11 protein-coding genes and 1 pseudogene are annotated in these 16,645 nt (G+C 60.4%); 3 read left to right on the top strand and 9 right to left on the bottom strand.

Annotated features, from left to right (window positions below; genetic code table 11):
- Positions 1 to 370 precede the first annotated feature (370 nt).
- Positions 371 to 1,534 (bottom strand): YncE family protein, encoded by a 1,164-nt coding sequence (locus IVB46_RS36495; RefSeq protein WP_247310181.1) that lies wholly within the window; start codon positions 1,532 to 1,534, stop codon positions 371 to 373.
- 295 nt (positions 1,535 to 1,829) lie between these two features.
- Positions 1,830 to 2,012 (bottom strand): hypothetical protein, encoded by a 183-nt coding sequence (locus IVB46_RS36490; protein WP_247344725.1) that lies wholly within the window; start codon positions 2,010 to 2,012, stop codon positions 1,830 to 1,832.
- A gap of 477 nt (positions 2,013 to 2,489) precedes the next feature.
- Between IVB46_RS36490 and IVB46_RS36485 the strand changes: the two genes are divergently transcribed.
- Together IVB46_RS36485 and IVB46_RS36480 are read left to right on the top strand one after the other, a co-directional pair.
- The gene (locus IVB46_RS36485) at positions 2,490 to 4,073 is read left to right on the top strand and encodes a hypothetical protein (protein ID WP_247310186.1); all 1,584 of its coding nucleotides are present in this window, start codon (positions 2,490 to 2,492) and stop codon (positions 4,071 to 4,073) included.
- A gap of 31 nt (positions 4,074 to 4,104) precedes the next feature.
- A complete protein-coding gene (locus IVB46_RS36480) occupies positions 4,105 to 4,485 on the top strand; it encodes a hypothetical protein (RefSeq protein WP_247310188.1) in 381 nt (126 codons plus the stop codon).
- A 150-nt stretch (positions 4,486 to 4,635) separates the two neighbouring features.
- Here the strand turns inward: IVB46_RS36480 and IVB46_RS36475 are convergent, their stop codons facing one another.
- The 6 genes and pseudogenes from IVB46_RS36475 to IVB46_RS36450 form a co-directional block, all read right to left on the bottom strand.
- Complete coding sequence (locus IVB46_RS36475; protein ID WP_247344722.1) at positions 4,636 to 5,652, bottom strand: integrase core domain-containing protein; 1,017 nt, start codon at positions 5,650 to 5,652, stop codon at positions 4,636 to 4,638.
- A gap of 165 nt (positions 5,653 to 5,817) precedes the next feature.
- Positions 5,818 to 6,378, bottom strand: coding sequence for an efflux RND transporter permease subunit (locus IVB46_RS36470; RefSeq protein ID WP_247310191.1), 561 nt, complete (start codon positions 6,376 to 6,378; stop codon positions 5,818 to 5,820).
- Positions 6,379 to 6,675: 297 nt separating this feature from the next.
- Positions 6,676 to 6,899, bottom strand: a pseudogene (locus tag IVB46_RS36465) (MFS transporter); the annotation flags it as partial.
- A gap of 13 nt (positions 6,900 to 6,912) precedes the next feature.
- Complete coding sequence (locus IVB46_RS36460) at positions 6,913 to 10,152, bottom strand: CusA/CzcA family heavy metal efflux RND transporter (protein WP_247344718.1); 3,240 nt, start codon at positions 10,150 to 10,152, stop codon at positions 6,913 to 6,915.
- Between the two features lie 3 nt (positions 10,153 to 10,155).
- Entirely contained in the window at positions 10,156 to 11,376 is a 1,221-nt protein-coding gene (locus IVB46_RS36455; protein WP_247310195.1) for an efflux RND transporter periplasmic adaptor subunit, read from the bottom strand.
- A 38-nt stretch (positions 11,377 to 11,414) separates the two neighbouring features.
- Entirely contained in the window at positions 11,415 to 11,693 is a 279-nt protein-coding gene (locus IVB46_RS36450) for a metal-sensing transcriptional repressor (RefSeq protein WP_247310197.1), read from the bottom strand.
- 784 nt (positions 11,694 to 12,477) lie between these two features.
- Between IVB46_RS36450 and IVB46_RS36445 the strand changes: the two genes are divergently transcribed.
- Positions 12,478 to 13,836 (top strand): integrase family protein, encoded by a 1,359-nt coding sequence (locus IVB46_RS36445; protein WP_247344715.1) that lies wholly within the window; start codon positions 12,478 to 12,480, stop codon positions 13,834 to 13,836.
- A 952-nt stretch (positions 13,837 to 14,788) separates the two neighbouring features.
- Here the strand turns inward: IVB46_RS36445 and IVB46_RS36440 are convergent.
- On the bottom strand, positions 14,789 to 16,117 hold the full coding sequence (locus tag IVB46_RS36440; protein ID WP_247310201.1) for a TAXI family TRAP transporter solute-binding subunit: 1,329 nt from the start codon (positions 16,115 to 16,117) through the stop codon (positions 14,789 to 14,791).
- Positions 16,118 to 16,645: the final 528 nt, after the last annotated feature.

Raw genomic sequence — 16,645 nt, 5'->3', positions numbered from 1 at the left:
GGGGCTGCCAGGAAATATGCCGGCACATCGCGAAATGAGGCGTACGTCCTGACCTATCACCCCGTGCTCGGGGAACTTGAATGCCTACATAGCATAATTTTGTGCCGATGTCTGGCTAGGCCCATGTCCGTTCAGGGTCGTGTGTCACGAGCGCCGTCTGAGTACGACGGTGCGCAACTGTACGAGAGATGAAGGAGGGCCCTTCGAGGTCGGCAATCAGGTGTTGATCTCAAGCTGCCGCGAGCTGCTGTCGTCAAAATCACGCAAAAGCACGCTCGCGGCGCTCCTTTAAGAGTACATTGGAACCGGAAGGCGTGAGGGCGGAAGTCCCTTTCCGCGGACCAAGTCCGCGGAAAGGGGACGCAAGACGCTACCGCGCTGGCGCGCGCATGGACGCCGGCTGGCCTGGCAGCTTCAGCCTGGGTCCTACCTCGGTCAGCTTGCCGTCGGCGAGGTCAAACACCTGCAGGTCCTGGTCGATATAGTTGGCCACATACAGGTAGTCGCTGTTCGGACTGTAAGCGACACCCTCCGGCAGGCCGCCGAGCGGCGCACGCGCGGTCACCGTCAGCTTACCGTCGGTGCCGATCGACATCAAAACGAGTTCGCCGGCTCTGGTCTTGAACCAGTCGCTGTCCTTGGCCGAGCTGCCAAGCAGCAGCGGGGTGGCTGCGGTCTTCCCATTGGGCGCGATAGCGAAGCCTTCCGGTCCGGTACCGGGAGTCATCACGTCGACCACGTGGGGATGTGGACCAGTCGCTTCGATAATCACCGCGGCATCGGCGTTGTTCTTCTGTGCGCCGGTGTTCGATGCGATGACGTATTTGCCGTCTGGCGTGATGTCGATGTTGTAGGGATTGAATGCCGATGGAATGTCCATCGACTTGTCGTAGGTCACGCTTTGTCCATCGATCGCCAACACGCCGATTTTGTGCACGAGGTTCAGGCAGACAAAGGCGCGCTTGCCGTCGGGTGCGATGACAACGGCCGCAGCCTGCTGCTCCACCGGTACCTCGCCGACGGCCTTGACTGTTGAACCCTGTATCGAGACAACAGAGACACTCTTGCCGTCTCGGTTGGCGATCAACGCGAGGTCGCCTTTCTTGGAGATCGAGAGACCGGATGGCTGCCGCCCGACGGCAACCGTGTCGATCAACTTCGGCGGATCCGCAGTGAGGTCAATCACGTACAGTTTGTCATCCGGGACCGTTTTCCAGGAGCTCCCCTCCTGGACGTGAACCACGGAATTGGCGACCAGGCCCAGCTTGCCGTTTGGTGTGATCTGCAGGTTCGTGGGCGGGCCCAGCAGAGAGTTCGCCAGCGGCAGGCTTGCGCGAACCTTGGGTTTGGCGGGGTTGGAAATGTCCACAACCAGCACGGCATCGCTACCCGGGGCACCATTCGTCTGGCCTTCGGGACCATAGGTGATCTTGCTGTCAAGGCCGATCAGGATGTCGTTGGTTCCGGCCATCGCCGAGCTGCTGCCGACGAGGCCAAACAGGCACGTGGCGCAAAGAGCAGTGCTTAAATTCATGATGCGTTTTCTCCCGTCCCGCTTCATTTCTAGATGAGCCTGTTCCGCCACCGTACTTCGCAGCCTTCAGGGCTGGCAACCATTTACCGCGCTGACGGGCGTGGGGACGTTCGCCAGCGCCACTCGGGCGGACCATTGACCTTCGAGCAGCGCGCCGCGCAGCCGCGTGACGACCGCTTCGGGTCAAAATGCGAAGAACTCAACGTGAGCAGATTCAGTCCGCTATGCCCCATTGAACGGACCTCAATGAGGCGCGCCGCCAATTCGCTGATGGGCCAGGAGCGGTCATACGAGGTCATTGCATGCGTATTGGATGATCGCGTCTAGAACTCGCGCCTTCGGCATTATCGTCATCCTTGCGCAGAGCGAATTCACTCTCGTTGGCAGCCCTCTGTACGGCGTCGCCCTCAAACGCCATCGCCGTCCCTAGCTCGAGCGCGCCTTGCTTGAATCGTTTATCCGTCATCACGAGCTGCATTTTGTCATCGGCATTGTTCCTCGTCATGGCTCGGAGGCCCTTTGCCGCGATGTCATGCGAACCGTCCGCGCTAAACGCGCGCGAGCCGCCGGGATTCCCCGGCGGCTCGCGCGTTGCGTAGCGATGTGGTGCGACGCGCAGCGTCCCGTGGTGGAACGTTGCGATGCGCCGAGGCGCGTCGCGTTGCCTACCATGATGTCGATAAGTCCTACGCGTCTCATCGACTAAGCTAACATGGCTGATCGCGAGGCGACTTCAAGACAGCGCTGCTGCCGTAGTCGCCATCTCTTTCGATCGCGCCGAAAAGCCGCGACTACTGGAACGGGATGTAACAAGACCTGTAACGGTCAATGCCGAAGGGAAAATGCATAGCCTGTCTCAAGAAAGAAGGGGAAATGCATAGGCGGTCTCAAGAAATCGGGTCTAAGCTGCGCAACGCTCGGGGGAAATTCGATCCAGACCCGGAGCTATATCATCATGAAAACGCCATTCGCAATTGCTGCTGCGGCCGCGGCGGGACTTTCGTTCGTACAACCGGCGCTGGGACAATCGGAGGGCAATAAGCTTGGCACTGTGCATTTCGAAACATCATGCAAACCGGAGGCTCAGAAACTCTTCGACAACGCGATGCTGTACCAGCACTCGTTCTGGTATCGCGCGTCGCAACAGGTGTTTGGGGATGTGCTGAAGGCCGATCCGGAGTGCGGCATCGCCTACTGGGGCATCGCCCTAAGTTTGCTGTTGAATCCGCACGTCGCGACACCCGCAAAGAACCTCGCCGAAGGCGCTGCCGCGATCGCGAAGGGAAAGAGCGTCGGTGCCAAGTCTCAACGCGAGCTCGATTATCTAGACGGGCTCGCGGTCATGTACGCCGACTACGAGAAGGTCGATCATCGCACCCGCATACAAGCCTATGCGAAGGCCATGGAACAACTGGCCCAGCGCTATCCAAACGACGATGAGGCGCAGATCCACTATGCGCTCGCGCTGAATACTTCGGCGTCGCCGGCCGATAAGACCTACGCCAGCCAGCTCAAGGGCGCTGCCATCCTGGAGCCGATCGCAATACGCCAGCCGCAGCATCCCGGCGTGTCACATTACCTCATCCACCTCTACGACTATCCGCCGCTTGCCGAGAAAGGCCTCGATGCCGCGCGGCGCTACGCCAAGATCGCTCCAGCAGCAGCGCATGCCCAGCACATGCCGTCGCACATTTTCACGCGAGTCGGCTATTGGACTGAATCGATCGCGTCGAACGTCGAAGCAGCGCGTGTCGCAAAGGAATCCAAGGATCTCCACGACCGGTTGCATGCAATGGACTACCTCGTTTATGCCGATCTGCAACTCGGACAGGACGAGAAAGCCAAGGCCGTGATCGACGAGATGATGACGATCACCGGCTTCACCGAGACGTTCTTGCCCGGGCCGTATGCACTGGCTGTTTCGCCGGCCCGCTACGCCGTGGAACGCGGCGACTGGAAGGCTGCCGCGGAGCTTCAGGTTCGCCCCAGCCCGCTGGCCCAAGTGCAGGCGATAACTTATTTTGCTCGTGCCCTCGGCGCAGCCCGCTCCGGCAATCCGGAAGCCGCCAAGGCCGACATCGCCAAGCTCGCTGAGCTGCGGGATAAGCTGCGAGACGCCAAGGACGCCTATTGGTCGGAGCAAGTCGATATTCAGCAGCAAGTCGCAGCCGCCTGGCTGCTCTATGCCGAAGGCAAGCGCGATGACGCACTAAGCGCCATGAGTGCAGCCGCCGATGCCGAGGACAAGACCGAGAAGCATCCGGTGACGCCAGGCGTGCCCAAGCCGGCCCGCGAACTCTATGGCGTCATGCTGCTTGAGAACGGCAATGCCAAGGAGGCGCTCACCGCCTTTGAAGCGACGCTAAAGAAGGAACCAAACCGGCTCGGCGCCTATGCGGGCGCAGCAATGGCCGCCGAAAAGTCCGACGATGCCACCAAGGCCCGGGAATATTACGGCAAGGTCGTCGCGATCGCCGATGGCGCCGACAAGACCCGGACCGAGGTTGCAGACGCGCGCGCGTTCCTGCAGAAGCACTGAGGCGCGCGCGGCGAGAGCACGGGAGCAAGTCGTGAGAGCATTCTTCCTGCCGATTGCGCTGGGTATCCTTGCGACCCCGGCCGGCGCCCAGTCGCTTCAGGTCATCGGGTATTCCGGGTATCTTGGCGAGTGGGAGTTGACCGCCACCGTGACGGAACAGATGTCCGGCCAAAAAAAGGAATACTTCGGGCCATTGATGATGAGGCATATTGGTCTGTGCACTCAGGATGGCCCCGAGGAGAAGACGGGTGAAATGCGTTTTCAGGTATCGGCCTCATCATCCCAATTGAATGCGACATTCTCGGTTGCCGGCGTCGAATGCACCTACAGCGGACGGTTGTCAGACTCTTATACAGGCACGATGGACTGCCCCGATCGACAGGCCGTTCCCCTCAAGCTGTGGTTGAAATAGCTTCCCGTCAGCCTCGCCAGCAGAGGTTTTTGCCTCGGCCTCCAAGTCCGTTGTGGGTCAAAAGCGTCGCTCTGGGACGCCGCCGTTCACTTCCGGTCTACTCCGATGATCGGACGTGCTCAGGCTCGCTTGCCTGTGTGTACCGAAAACTTAAGCTCGGGCGTAGTGGTGATGAAGTCCGCCTAGGACGGCAAGTGACCTGACCACACCGGTTCGCTGAACCGGGCGAGAAACCGGCGCATCCTTATCCAAGGCCAAGTGCGTCCGCGTCTCATTATAGTAGCGAGCGTAAGATTTCAGAATCCGGCGCAGATGTGCCTCGCCCAGGACAATGATGTGGTCCACACATTCACGCCGGATCGACCGGATCAGCCGTTCGGCAAAGCCATTCTGCCAGGGTGAGGCCGGTGCAATAGGCTTGTCCCGGATGCCCATGGCACGCAGTCGGCGTGTGACGACCGCACCGTAGATGCGATCACGGTCCCGGATCATGTAACCGGGAGCCCCGTCCCAGGGAAATGCCTCCGTTATCTGATGCGCAACCCATTCTGCGGTCGGATTTGCTGTGACGTTGGTCCAGACGATATCTCTACGGTCGAGCCGGACGATGACGAACGCATAGATCAGGTCGAAACCGATAGTTGGAACAACGAACAGATCCATGGCGGCAATGTCCGGCGCGTGGTTGCGCAAGAAGGTTCGCCATCCCTGGCTGGGTGGCCCCCGTCGTTTGACCATGTACTTGGCGACGCTCGACTGCGCGACTTCAAACCCGAGCTTGAGCAGTTCGCCGTGGATGCGCGGCGCGCCCCAAAGCGGATTTTCGACGCTCATCCGCCGGATCAAGGCGCGCAGTTCCGTGTCGATCTGCGGTCGCCCTCCCTGTGGGCGCGACTTCCAACGCCAGTAGCAGCGAAAGCCGGCCCTGTGCCAACGCACGAGCGTCTCGGGCCGGATGATTGTGAGAACCTTCAGGATTGATGGAAACCAGCGATACAGCTGGATCAAGAACCAGCGATCATGGTTCGTGAGCCGGACGCGACCACGAGGCCTGCGCCTCAAGACAATCAACTGATGTCGAAGCACCGCGTTCTCGGCTTCAAGCCGCAACTTCGACTTGAAGGGCGAGGCCAGGACGGCCAGAACGAAACAGAGCAGCCCAATCATTCCGCCAGCTTAGGTGATTCCATCAGGTCATCAACTCGGATTAGGTTTTCGGTACACACAAGGCCCTGGAGGAAGCAGCCAAACCGTTCTGGCGGTAAGCGATTTCACCAAGGGAGAAACAGATGGCAGACCCGATCGTCTACGGCTTCCCGCGAAGTACCTTTGTCAACATTGTTCGCCTGATCCTGACCCACAAGGACGTGGCGCACAGCTTTCACGACCTTGAACCGGTGATGGCGGGCGTACCTTGAAGAGCGCCGCATCCTGAAGTTCGGCGACTGTTTTCGTCTTGCTGGTGAAGACGAGATCGCCAACAGGAACACTTCCAGCATCGAACCGCATCACGAAAGGCGGCACGGTTCCGGCGGGCATGAAAGCACGGGCGCGGTCGACGTAGCCCACCGTCTCCGCCGTGGCCTGCGCCATGTCGGTGCCGGGATGAAATTCGAGCTTGATCAGCCCTACGCCTTGGATCGATCTGCTTTCGACATGCTCGATGCCGGTGATGTAGAGGAAGTGGTACTCATAGTAGTTGACGATGAACCCTTCCATCTGTGCCGGATCCATCCCCCCGTATGGCTGAGCCACATACAGGACGGGCACGCCGAGATCGGGAAAAATGTCGCGAGACATGCGATCAAGCGCCAGAACACCGATCAAGGCGACGGCTACGATCATCGTCAAAAGCGAAATCGGGCGTCGCAACGCCAATGACACCAAGTTCATCGTGCCGCCTCAGCCGGATCTGCCGCGTCCGAGCGACCCAACGCGCCGGGACGGCAGCTGCTACTGGGACATTTTGAAGAAATGCAGCTCATGTTTTGGTCCAAACGCCCAGCGCACGAGGTCACACGACTTCGAGCAGTGAGCAGAGCTTGGACGGAGAGCCGTCTTGGAACGCCGGGGGTCTGCAGGCCCCGACTTGAAGATCAAACATTGCAATTCAGCGTGATCTTCTCAACTAAATTTACTTTTACGGTTCTCGAAATCCAATTGACGAGAAATTGTAGGCGTACGTCAGGGCCGGCGCGGCACGTAGCCGACCTGGCTTCCCGCGACCGATGCAATGCTGACATAGGCGACCATCTTGATCGCAAGCGCCGTGCCCAGCACGCGCCCGCCTTGTCGCCGGCGATCTTGAACGCCAGCAAGCCGAGCGCGACGGTCATCAGGCGGGTGCCGACCAGCGCGATGACCTGGGCGGCGAACAGGTGGCGATAGGTGCGGTTGGCGAGAACTGGCAGCATGCCAGATTCAAATCTATTCCGCGGCGCGTTTCGAGACGAAGTATTGTTCGCTTTCCGGCTGCGACCGCCGCGGCGCGAAATAGGCGTAGAGCGCCGGCAGAACGAGCAGCGTCAGCACCGTCGCCGTAAGCAGCCCTCCGATGACGACGGTGGCGAGCGGTCGCTGAACTTCCGCGCCGGTGCCGGTCGCCAGCGCCATCGGTACAAATCCAAGCGAGGCGACCAGCGCTGTCATGACCACCGGCCTGAAGCGGGTCAGCGCCCCCTCTTTGATTGCATCATGCGTGTCCAGGCCATCGTCGATCAGCTTGCGGATCTGGCTCAGCATCACGAGCCCGTTCAGCACGGCCACGCCGGACAGCGCAATGAAGCCGACAGCGGCCGAGATCGAGAATGGCATGCCGCGCAACCAGAGCGTGATAATGCTCCCGGTCAAAGCCAGAGGGACGGCACTGAAGACGAGCAGCGCATCCCGCGCCGATCCCAGTGCCCCGAGCAGGAGCAGGAAGATCAGGGCAAAACAGCCCGGCACGACGAATAGCAGCCGCTGGCGGGCGACGGAGAAATTCTCGAACTGGCCGCCCCAGGTCAGATAGCTGCCGGGAGCGAGCTTCACCTGCTCGGCGACCTTGGCCTGCGCCTCGGCAACAACGGACCCGATATCCCGCCCGCGCACCTCGGCAGTCGCGACCACCCGCCGCTTGCCGTTCTCCCGGCTGATCTGATTGGCGCCATCCGTCTGCTCGAACGCGGCAAGCGTGCGCAGCGGAATGGACGCGGCAGGCGCGTCGGGATTGGCATGCGGCAGCGGCACCGGCAGGTTCTCAAGCGCGGAGACGTCGGAGCGCAAAACATCGTTCAGGCGGACCACGATCTGGAAGCGGCGGTCTCCCTCGAACACGAGGCCGGCGACGCGCCCACCTATCGCCGTTTCGATCAGGTCTTGAATGGTGACGAGGTTGAGCCCGCGGCGCGCGATCTCTGTCTTGTCAATTTTGATTTCGAGGAACGGCAGGCCGGTCGTCTCCTCGACCTTCACGTTTTGCGCACCCTCGATGCGGCGCAGTACGTTAGCGATGTCCTCCGCCGTGCGTTGCATCTCGGCAAAATCCTCACCAAAGACCTTGACCGCCAGATCCTCTCGCACGCCGGCGATCAGCTCGTTGAAGCGCATCTCGATCGGTTGCGAGAAGCCGAGCTTGTTGCCGGGTAGTTTGCTCGCCTCGACTTCGATCTCCTTGATGAGATCGTCCTTGGACATCGACGGGTCCGGCCACTCGCTCTGCGGCTTGACGATGATGTAGGTGTCGGAGGAGCTTGGCGGCATCGGGTCCGCGGCAAGGTCGGGCGTGCCGGTTCGCGAAAACACGAAGGCGACCTGCGGAAACTTGCTAACGGATTGCTCGATCAGGAGCTGCATCGCCTGCGCCTGCGCCAGCGAGGTGCTGGGAATGCGCTTGACCTCCATCACAATGTTCTTTTCATCCAGCGTCGGCGTGAATTCCTGCCCGAGCCTTGTGAACAGCGCTGCTGCGCCGATGATCAGGAGCACAGCGATGCCCATCACCGGCAGTGGTGAGGCAGTGGCGCGGGAGAGCAGCGGCGCATAGACGGACTTCAGGCTGCGGATGATGGCATTTTCCTGTTCGCGTACCGGCTTTGACATTGCGATCGCAACCGTCGCCGGCACGAAGGTCAGCGACAGGACGAACGCGGCGGCGAGCGCTATCATGACGGTGAGCGCCATCGGCTCGAACGTCTTGCCTTCGACGCCGGTGAACGTGAGCAGCGGAACGTAAACCAGGATGATGATGAGCTGGCCGTAAACCGTCGGCCGGATCATTTCGGTGGCCGATGCGGTTACGGTTTCGAGGCGCTCATGCAGCGACAGGCTTCGTCCGAGTTCGCGCTGCCGTTCCGCCAGATGGCGCAGGCTGTTCTCTGTGATGATCACGGCGCCGTCGACGATCAGCCCGAAATCGAGCGCGCCGAGGCTCATGAGATTGGCGCTGAGCCGCCCCTGCAGCATGCCGGTCGCGGTCAAGAGCATTGCGAGGGGAATGACGCAAGCCGTGATCAGCGCCGCGCGGAAATTGCCGAGCATCAAGAACAGCACCGCGATCACGAGCAGCGCGCCTTCGGCCAGATTGGTCGCAACCGTCGTGATCGTCGCGTCGACGAGCTGCGTGCGGTTCAGCACCGTTCGCGCCTGGATGCCCGGCGGCAGCGCCCGGCTGATTTCCTTGATCTTGCGGTCGGCAGCGGCGGCCACCGTGCGGCTGTTGCCGCCGACCAGCATCAGCGCAGTGCCGAGCACCACCTCGCGGCCGTCGACGCTGGCGCTGCCCGTGCGGAGTTCCTTCCCGATCGCGACGTCGGCGATATCTGACAGGCGAACCGGCACGCCGCCCCGCGTCGTCACGACGATCTTGCCGATATCGTCGATATCCTCCACCCGCCCACTGGCGCGGACCACAACGCCTTCGCCATTCTGCTCGATGAAATTGGCGCCGCGGCTGACATTGTTGGCTTCGATGGCGGCGATCACCTGGGCGAACGACAGGCCATAGGCTGCAAGCCGGCCTGGATCGGGCTGCACCTGGAACTGCTTTACGTACCCACCGATCGCGTCCGCCCCTGCGACGCCAGGAACAGTCCGCATCTGCGGACGGATAATCCAGTCCTGCACCGTCCTGAGATAAACCGTCCGACGAAAATCATCCGTCAGCCGTTCGCCCTCGGGCGTGAGATAGCTGCCGTCGGTCTGCCAACCCGGCTTGCCGTCCTGCACAGGTGCGGTTGCGCCGGCTTTTTCATATTCAACCGCCCACCAATAGATCTCGCCAAGGCCCGTGGAGATCGGTCCCATCTTCACATCCACATGGGGCGGCAGGTTGGCCTTAGCCTCGTTGATACGTTCGGCAACCTGCTGGCGGGCGAAATAGATGTCGGTGCGATCCGCGAATACCGCGGTGATCTGCGCAAAGCCATTGCGCGAGAAGGATCGCGTGGAGTCGAGCCCGGGTGTCCCGGCAAGAGCCGTCTCCAGGGCCACGGTGACCTGCTTCTCGATCTCGACCGGTGTCAGGGCCGGCGCGACCGCATTGATCTGGACCTGAACGTTGGTCACGTCGGGAACGGCGTCGATCGGCAACCGGGTCAGCGACCAGAAACCGGAGGCGGCGGCCGCGAGCGTCACCAGCACAACGAGCCAGCGCCGCCGAACGGAGAAATCGACGATCCACGCGATCATCGCCTAATCCTCGTCGCGAGGTTTTGCGAGCTCGGCCTTGAGCGAGAACGTGTTCGAAACGGCAATGGTTTCGCCGGCGGCAACACCGGAGACGATTTCGATCGCCTGGCCATCCTGCTCGCCGGGCACCACGTTGCGTTTCTCGAATCCCTCCTTGTTGCGCACGAACACCGCCTTTGCGCCATCCACATTCTGGATTGCGCTGGACGGGACGACGGCATTGACCGATCGTTCGCTGAGCGCGATCGCAGCCGTGACGAACGATCCCGGACGCCAATGCCCGCCAGTGTTGTCGAGCGCAGCCACGACGCGGGCGGTTCTGGTCTCCTTGTCGAGCAAAGGACTGACGAACACGATCCTTCCCATCGCAATTTCGGACAGTCCCCGCGCGGAGACGCGCACCGATTGGCCTTCCCTGACCAGCGGCAGGTCGCTCGAGGAGACCGACAGTTCGACCCACACGCGGCTGAGATCGACGATGACGAACAGCTCCGTTTCGAGATTGTCGCGGCCAACCGCGGTTCCGAGTTCGACCTTGCGCTCGGCGAGCCGTCCTGAGATCGGCGCGCGGACGTTTTGGCTGCGCAACAGCGCGTCCGGCGACTGCGGCAGACCAGCGATTTCGTTTGCTTCGACGCCCAGCGCCAGCAATTTTTGACGGGCGATGTTGAGGCGCATTTCGGTTTGCGCCGCGGCGTTGCGCGATTTGATGTATTGCAGCTCCGGAACGGCGCGCCCTTCCCACAGCGACTTGTCGCGCGCGGCAAGATCCTGTTGCAATTCGTTGGCCAAGCGGGCCGCAAGATATTCGCTCTTGGCGTCGGCAACCTCGCGGCTTTCAAGAACGGCCAGAACCTCACCCTTCTCGACATCGTCGCCAATTTTCTTGCGCAGCTCCGCAACGGTGCCCGACAGTTTCACCGAGACATGCGCCACCCGGTCTGCATCCGGAATGATCGTGCCGGGTACGGTCAGGCGCTTTGCGATCGTTCCTGGCCCCACGGTTGCCTGCTCGATACGCGCGAGCTTGATCCGTTCGTCGTCCATTGCAATGACGAACGACTTTGGCTCGCTCTGTCCGGGCTTGCTGTTGCCTTGCGCCAACGTCTTGCTCGGCAGAATGCCGACAGCGCGCTGCAGCATGGTCGACACACCCGGAGTCAGCGCCACGGCCGCGCCGCCTGTCAGAAAGGCGATGGCTACAATGAGGGAGCGACTTGCCATCAAGGTTCTCTGATAGGAGGCGAGCCCAGCCGCGCGCACTAAAGATATTTCGAGATGGCCTTGAACTCGGCCATCACACTCTTGGTCGACTTCGCAGATCCGTTCGCTGCGGCGTCCAGACAATGGTCGACGTGGTCGTGGATCAGTGTCCGCTTGGCCTCGCCGATAGCCTTTTCGACAGCATGAAGCTGCTGGGCGAGATCGAGGCAGGATCGCCCCTCGCCGAACATCTCGATCACCCGGTGCAGATGTCCTTCAGCGCGCCGCAACCGCTTGACGATTTCGGGGTGGGTTTCATGAACATGGTCGTTTGCCATAAGCCTTACCCTATCCCCCGGGAGGGGATGTTACAAGTCGACGTTGGCGTTGTTGCAGGAACAAACGTGAGCGGGAGTTTCGGTTATCTCGCTGCCTTTTGTGCGAGCCGACCAACCGGATGATCCAGCAAGTCGGTGACCGTTTCCGATGGCGGACACGACCGGATACCTTTCGGCGTGATCACGGCAGAGAGTGGATGCGGAAATGGCAACGCGGGGAAGATCGTAGCGTGGGAAATCGTGCGGCGCCGTAGCGGGGAGCGAATCGAACCCCTGCCCCCCGAACAATCCGGTTTGGGTTCTGCAGCAAGCGATACCCTGCGGCGACGGGCAAAACAGATGTCCGTTTTGCTCGCCCTAATATCCTATTCTACGACGAGCACGTAATCGACCTGTACCATCGGATCTGCGCGCTGTATCGAATAGGGTGAAGATACGGAAACAAAGGAAAAGCCGCCCAGCAATGGCGTGCGACGTTCGACCACAAAAATCGTTGCACGAGACCCGTTTTGTTCTCGGCAACCCTGGTCGTAATTTATTGAAGAAGAAGACCTTTTGTTTGGTGGGCGCACCAGGGCTCGAACCTGGGACCCGCTGATTAAGAGTTCAAGACGATCGCTTCGCTGCTGTTTCTAAACGTGCGCCGCACTACGACGATTTCTTGTATCCCCTTTTGTTCGTAGGCCTTTCTCGCGTAACTTCGCAGTCCTTCGCACTCAAACCTTCAAACACCTCAATTCATCATCACCGTTTGAAAACCGTTTTAGTGCCTCAGGACACTCACATGGCCGACATTCGCATCCTCCTGACCGACAAGACGATTGCCCAATTGCCTACTCCAAAAGATGGCCGGTATTTGGCGCGCGACACTGAACTCAAGGGCTTCTTTGTCGTCGTCGGAAAGCGAAAACGGACATTTACGGTCCAGGGCGATCTCCGGCAAAATGGAAAGCGCGCCTCATCCGTCAGGGTGTCTATCGGGGATACTTCGGAGATGTCGACCCGAACTGCGCGCGCCACAGCGAAGGAATACCTGGCCCAGATCAGTAAGGGGAAGCACCCAAGAGCGGCGAAAGAAGAGGTTCAGCCAGCCGCAGCCAGTGAAGCGGTCCCGAATAGTATGCCTGCGGTCGAGATAACGCTTCGGGAAGCCTGGCAGCGATATCTGGAAGCCCACCTCATTAGGAAAGGTCGCAGTGAAAAGACGATAAGTAGCTATCGCGACCACGTCGAACGGGTCTTCATGGAATGGCTAGATACTCCATTGCGGGAGCTCGGAATGGATCCGGCGCGGGTGGCGAAGAAGCACGACGAGACCACCAAGACGAGTGGCCCGTACATGGCAAATGGCAGCATGCGAACCCTGCGCGCAATCTACAACCATGCCCGCAAGACCAATAGGTCGCTGCCTCCCGACAATCCCGCAGACGCTGTCGACTGGAACCAGGAGGAGCGCCGCGACACCGGAATGGGAAACAGCGATTTGAAGGGATGGTTCGCGGAGTTGGCTGTCCTCGACAATCCAGTCCGCCGGGAATTCCATTTGTTCACACTTCTTTCCGGGTCGAGACCAAGCGCGTTGCAGGAGGCTAAGCCGGCTCACATCGATTTTCGGCGACGAACGCTGCACATTTCGAAGCCGAAAGGCGGCAGGAAACGTGCTTTCGATATTCCGCTGTCGCGGGAGATGATCCGGTGCCTCGTTCGTGCAATTCGCTTTGGCATGAAGATGTATCCGACCCGAGCCAAAGAATGGGTGTTCCCCGCCGAAAGCGAGTCAGGGCACATAGCAGAAACAAAGGAGGATCGAGACACACTTTCGAAGTGGGGGAACGATCTACGTCAAACATTCCGAACCATCGCGACGGCTGCGGGTGTTTCCGAGTTCGACGCAAAGCTCTTGATGAACCATTCGATCCCCGGCGTTAATGCTGGCTACGTCACTCGACACAAGCTTCTTGAAGATCACCTGCGCAGCCAACAACAGACGATCAGTCGCGCAGTGTTCACCGCTCTGGGAGCTTCGCTTACCAATAATCGCGCCCTGCGGAATTGGCTGGGACGCGCAGCAAGTCGACGAGCAACCCAGGATTTCGAGACATCAACCGGTCTCGATCGAGAAGAATTTTGGCGGGCAGCCTAGCCTGAGCAGGGTTTGTACTCCCGCACGCGATCTTTTGGCAGGATTACCATAGTCAAGCATCAGAATATTGGCGTGACCTGCGGCCCGCCGTCTGCGCTCTCGCCAAACGCTGTTTGTTGCCACGCCGGCTATCGGCTTAAACACCGCGAAACCCGCTATTTCGGGCGCTCAGTCTTCTTTGTGGAGGGCAGCCTAACTCGGAAGTCGCCTCTCGATAGTCCGCCAAAAGCCGCCGCTTCTTCGCGATCCGTCGCCTCGGAAAGAGTTCGAAAAGTGAGCTCGCAAATGCCATGCCACCAAAGACGACCGACTCACCACATCGGCGATAAACCAGAAGCGATGCGCACCGTTCACAGCGTCACGCGCAACGCAAGCGCTGGCGGAGTGCCGATACGGCCTCCGAGAGCGCACGCGACGGCGCGCCGGCGCAAATGCACAAGAAGCTGTTTCGTCAGCTGCTCCTGATGCATCGTCGAAAGTTAGGTCGGTAAGACAAAAAGCCCAGCGGCTTACCCTGCCGGGCGTTTCTCGCCGCGGAGGGATGGAAACGTGGGGCCGATGGGAAAACGCGCGTAGCTGCATCAGCCGTTGTCGCGCTACTCGCTGTTTTGCTGCCGGTTCGAACGACCGGATACAAAGGCCCGTCTGCCAGCGGCGATCTGCCTTGGCCGATGCCTGTGGAAATTCTGCTGATTTTTCTGTGATAGATCCGGCCCGGGACGTTGTCGAACACAATGTCGACCGTTGCGCCTTCCTTGACGGTCTGAAGGCCGTTTTGCGAGAACATGCAAACCACAATCTCGCTCTCGACAATGAATGACATCGGTTCGACGCAGTCAACCGGCCTACGGGATGGAATAGCTGGCTGACGTTCTCGATCTCGCCGATGGCACCTTCCAGCACCGTCGCGCCAACACGGCATCGCGTTGTGAAGTAAGCCCTGGGAGCCGCTCTAATCTTCGGCGGTCGGCGCCGAGCGAATCCGCGTTCGGCGGTGGCTCATCAGATACTGTAGCCGGTGAGCAGCGAGACCAAGCGCGGCCATCTCCGCGCTCTCGGCGTCTGCACGCGCGTTCCTCGCAATCTCGCTCTTGAGGATACCGTCAATCCGCTTTTCGATGTCCTCCAGCTCGGATTCGCTCCTGGCATTCTTGATCTCGTTGCCCATCTCGTAGAGCGGCTCGAGCATGCTTTGGGGGCCTGTCCCGGATCGAGCGAAACGCCACGCGGCAACGATGATCGAGATCAGCGATCCCAGCAGCAGCGATGCGTAGTAGAGCTTGTCGTCGTACTTGTCGAGAAAGCTCTGCTGGTCTCCGTTGTAATAGGTCGCCGCGCCCGGATGGATCGGAATAAGGGCATCCGCGTCGGTGCTCGGCGCTGCGGCCTGGGCGAGTATCGGATATTGCGACAACAGATCCCTCCTAACGTCGACCAGCGATTGCGTCAAGTCGGTGATGGCGTCGGCATCGACGGACTTGTTGGCGACAAGAAAGAATGACGTGCGCAGCGACGTCAAATCGTCCGAAGGGATCGGCGGCGCGCCTCGCAAAGTGCCCTTTGGAATGTCGTAGCTTTCATAATATTGCGCGACGTTTGCCACCGCGCCGGCGAACTCGATTTCGATCAGCTTGGATGAACTCCCCTTTACTCCGGGCTTCTGGAAGAACTCCCGGATCTTCGACAGATATTTCTCGGTCAGCGGAGCAACGGCGAGAAGCGCCTGGACCCTCCCGGAAGAAAGCGCGGCAGATCCGTCGGCAATGGCAACATCCTGGAATCTCACCTTGGCGCGGTCGAACTGATAGACCTGTTTGAGGGCTCCAACGACAGGATGGTTGATCGGCCCGCCAATCACGCCAATCGTGGTGTCCCGCAGGTCGCCTAGGCCATCGGCGTTGACTGCCGAGGGCGCCACAATCAGGACCACGCCGTGGGTCAGCAGTAGAACGCTTCTGGCATCGGCGAGCCCGCCTGTATCACCGCGGACGACGGCAAGGTCGGCCTTGCCCGCAGCCAACAACTCGGCCGCCTTCGCCGAGCTGCCGCTATCGCTGATTTTCAACCGGACATGCGACTTCGAAGCCGTCAGGCGCGCCGAAATCGCCGAAATCAGGGCCAGCGTCTCGCCGTCGGCCGAACCGGCGGCAACAGTGAGGAACACCGGCTTCGCGAAGTACCGATAGGCGAGCCAGCCGACGCAGATCACTGCGACCGTAACGAGCCCAACTATCAAACTCCTGAGCCACTGCGGCCACTGTGCGATGGCGAGGCCGGTCATGACGTCACCGCGCGAGCGCCAGCGTAAGGCCGGAGACGCCCAGCGAGACGATCAGGCCCGCCTGGTCGCTCGACGAAACCAGCTTCCCGAAACGACTCACGGTCATGACGATCGCTTTCTGCGGGAATTGTCCTCCTCGCCACCAGGAGATGCCCGATCGGGGCGGATGCGATCGGGCATCTATACCCATCGGAGTGACTGTCTGCATATGCAAATTCGGACGCGCCTCGAGATGAAGCTTCCCTGGATGCCGCGGGAAACCTTGTTCTGCCAACGAGACATCGGATCGTGGCGCCGACGCCGAGAACGGCGACGAAATGGGCACAAATCTTCGCAAATTTGACGGAGCCGCGCTCGCCGCTGGCGGCAACCAATATTCAATCATTCTTTAAAGCTCCAGACGCCGTTGGCCTGCCTGTTTTTGCATAGGCCCCCTATGAAGCGCGCGTATTTCCAGTTTCCGGCATTCGCGCGCGGGGCCTTTGGTCCCGCTTTGAATACACCGGGATCCCGTTCTGGCCATTTACC

Origin of the sequence: Bradyrhizobium sp. 61 (assembly GCF_023073075.1) — a bacterium.
In the GTDB taxonomy this organism is placed as follows: Bacteria; Pseudomonadota; Alphaproteobacteria; order Rhizobiales; family Xanthobacteraceae; genus Bradyrhizobium; species Bradyrhizobium barranii.
Note: the sequence above shows the minus strand (reverse complement) of the source record. Positions and strands in the feature narration are given on the sequence as shown.

Coding starts and splice junctions, on each gene's coding strand:
- IVB46_RS36495 (WP_247310181.1), bottom strand. CDS start 1,534: ATGAATTTAAGCACTGCTCTTTGCGCCACGTGCCTGTTTGGCCTCGTC.
- IVB46_RS36490 (WP_247344725.1), bottom strand. CDS start 2,012: ATGCAGCTCGTGATGACGGATAAACGATTCAAGCAAGGCGCGCTCGAG.
- IVB46_RS36485 (WP_247310186.1), top strand. CDS start 2,490: ATGAAAACGCCATTCGCAATTGCTGCTGCGGCCGCGGCGGGACTTTCG.
- IVB46_RS36475 (WP_247344722.1), bottom strand. CDS start 5,652: ATGATTGGGCTGCTCTGTTTCGTTCTGGCCGTCCTGGCCTCGCCCTTC.
- IVB46_RS36470 (WP_247310191.1), bottom strand. CDS start 6,378: ATGAACTTGGTGTCATTGGCGTTGCGACGCCCGATTTCGCTTTTGACG.
- IVB46_RS36460 (WP_247344718.1), bottom strand. CDS start 10,152: ATGATCGCGTGGATCGTCGATTTCTCCGTTCGGCGGCGCTGGCTCGTT.
- IVB46_RS36455 (WP_247310195.1), bottom strand. CDS start 11,376: ATGGCAAGTCGCTCCCTCATTGTAGCCATCGCCTTTCTGACAGGCGGC.
- IVB46_RS36450 (WP_247310197.1), bottom strand. CDS start 11,693: ATGGCAAACGACCATGTTCATGAAACCCACCCCGAAATCGTCAAGCGG.
- IVB46_RS36445 (WP_247344715.1), top strand. CDS start 12,478: ATGGCCGACATTCGCATCCTCCTGACCGACAAGACGATTGCCCAATTG.
- IVB46_RS36440 (WP_247310201.1), bottom strand. CDS start 16,117: ATGACCGGCCTCGCCATCGCACAGTGGCCGCAGTGGCTCAGGAGTTTG.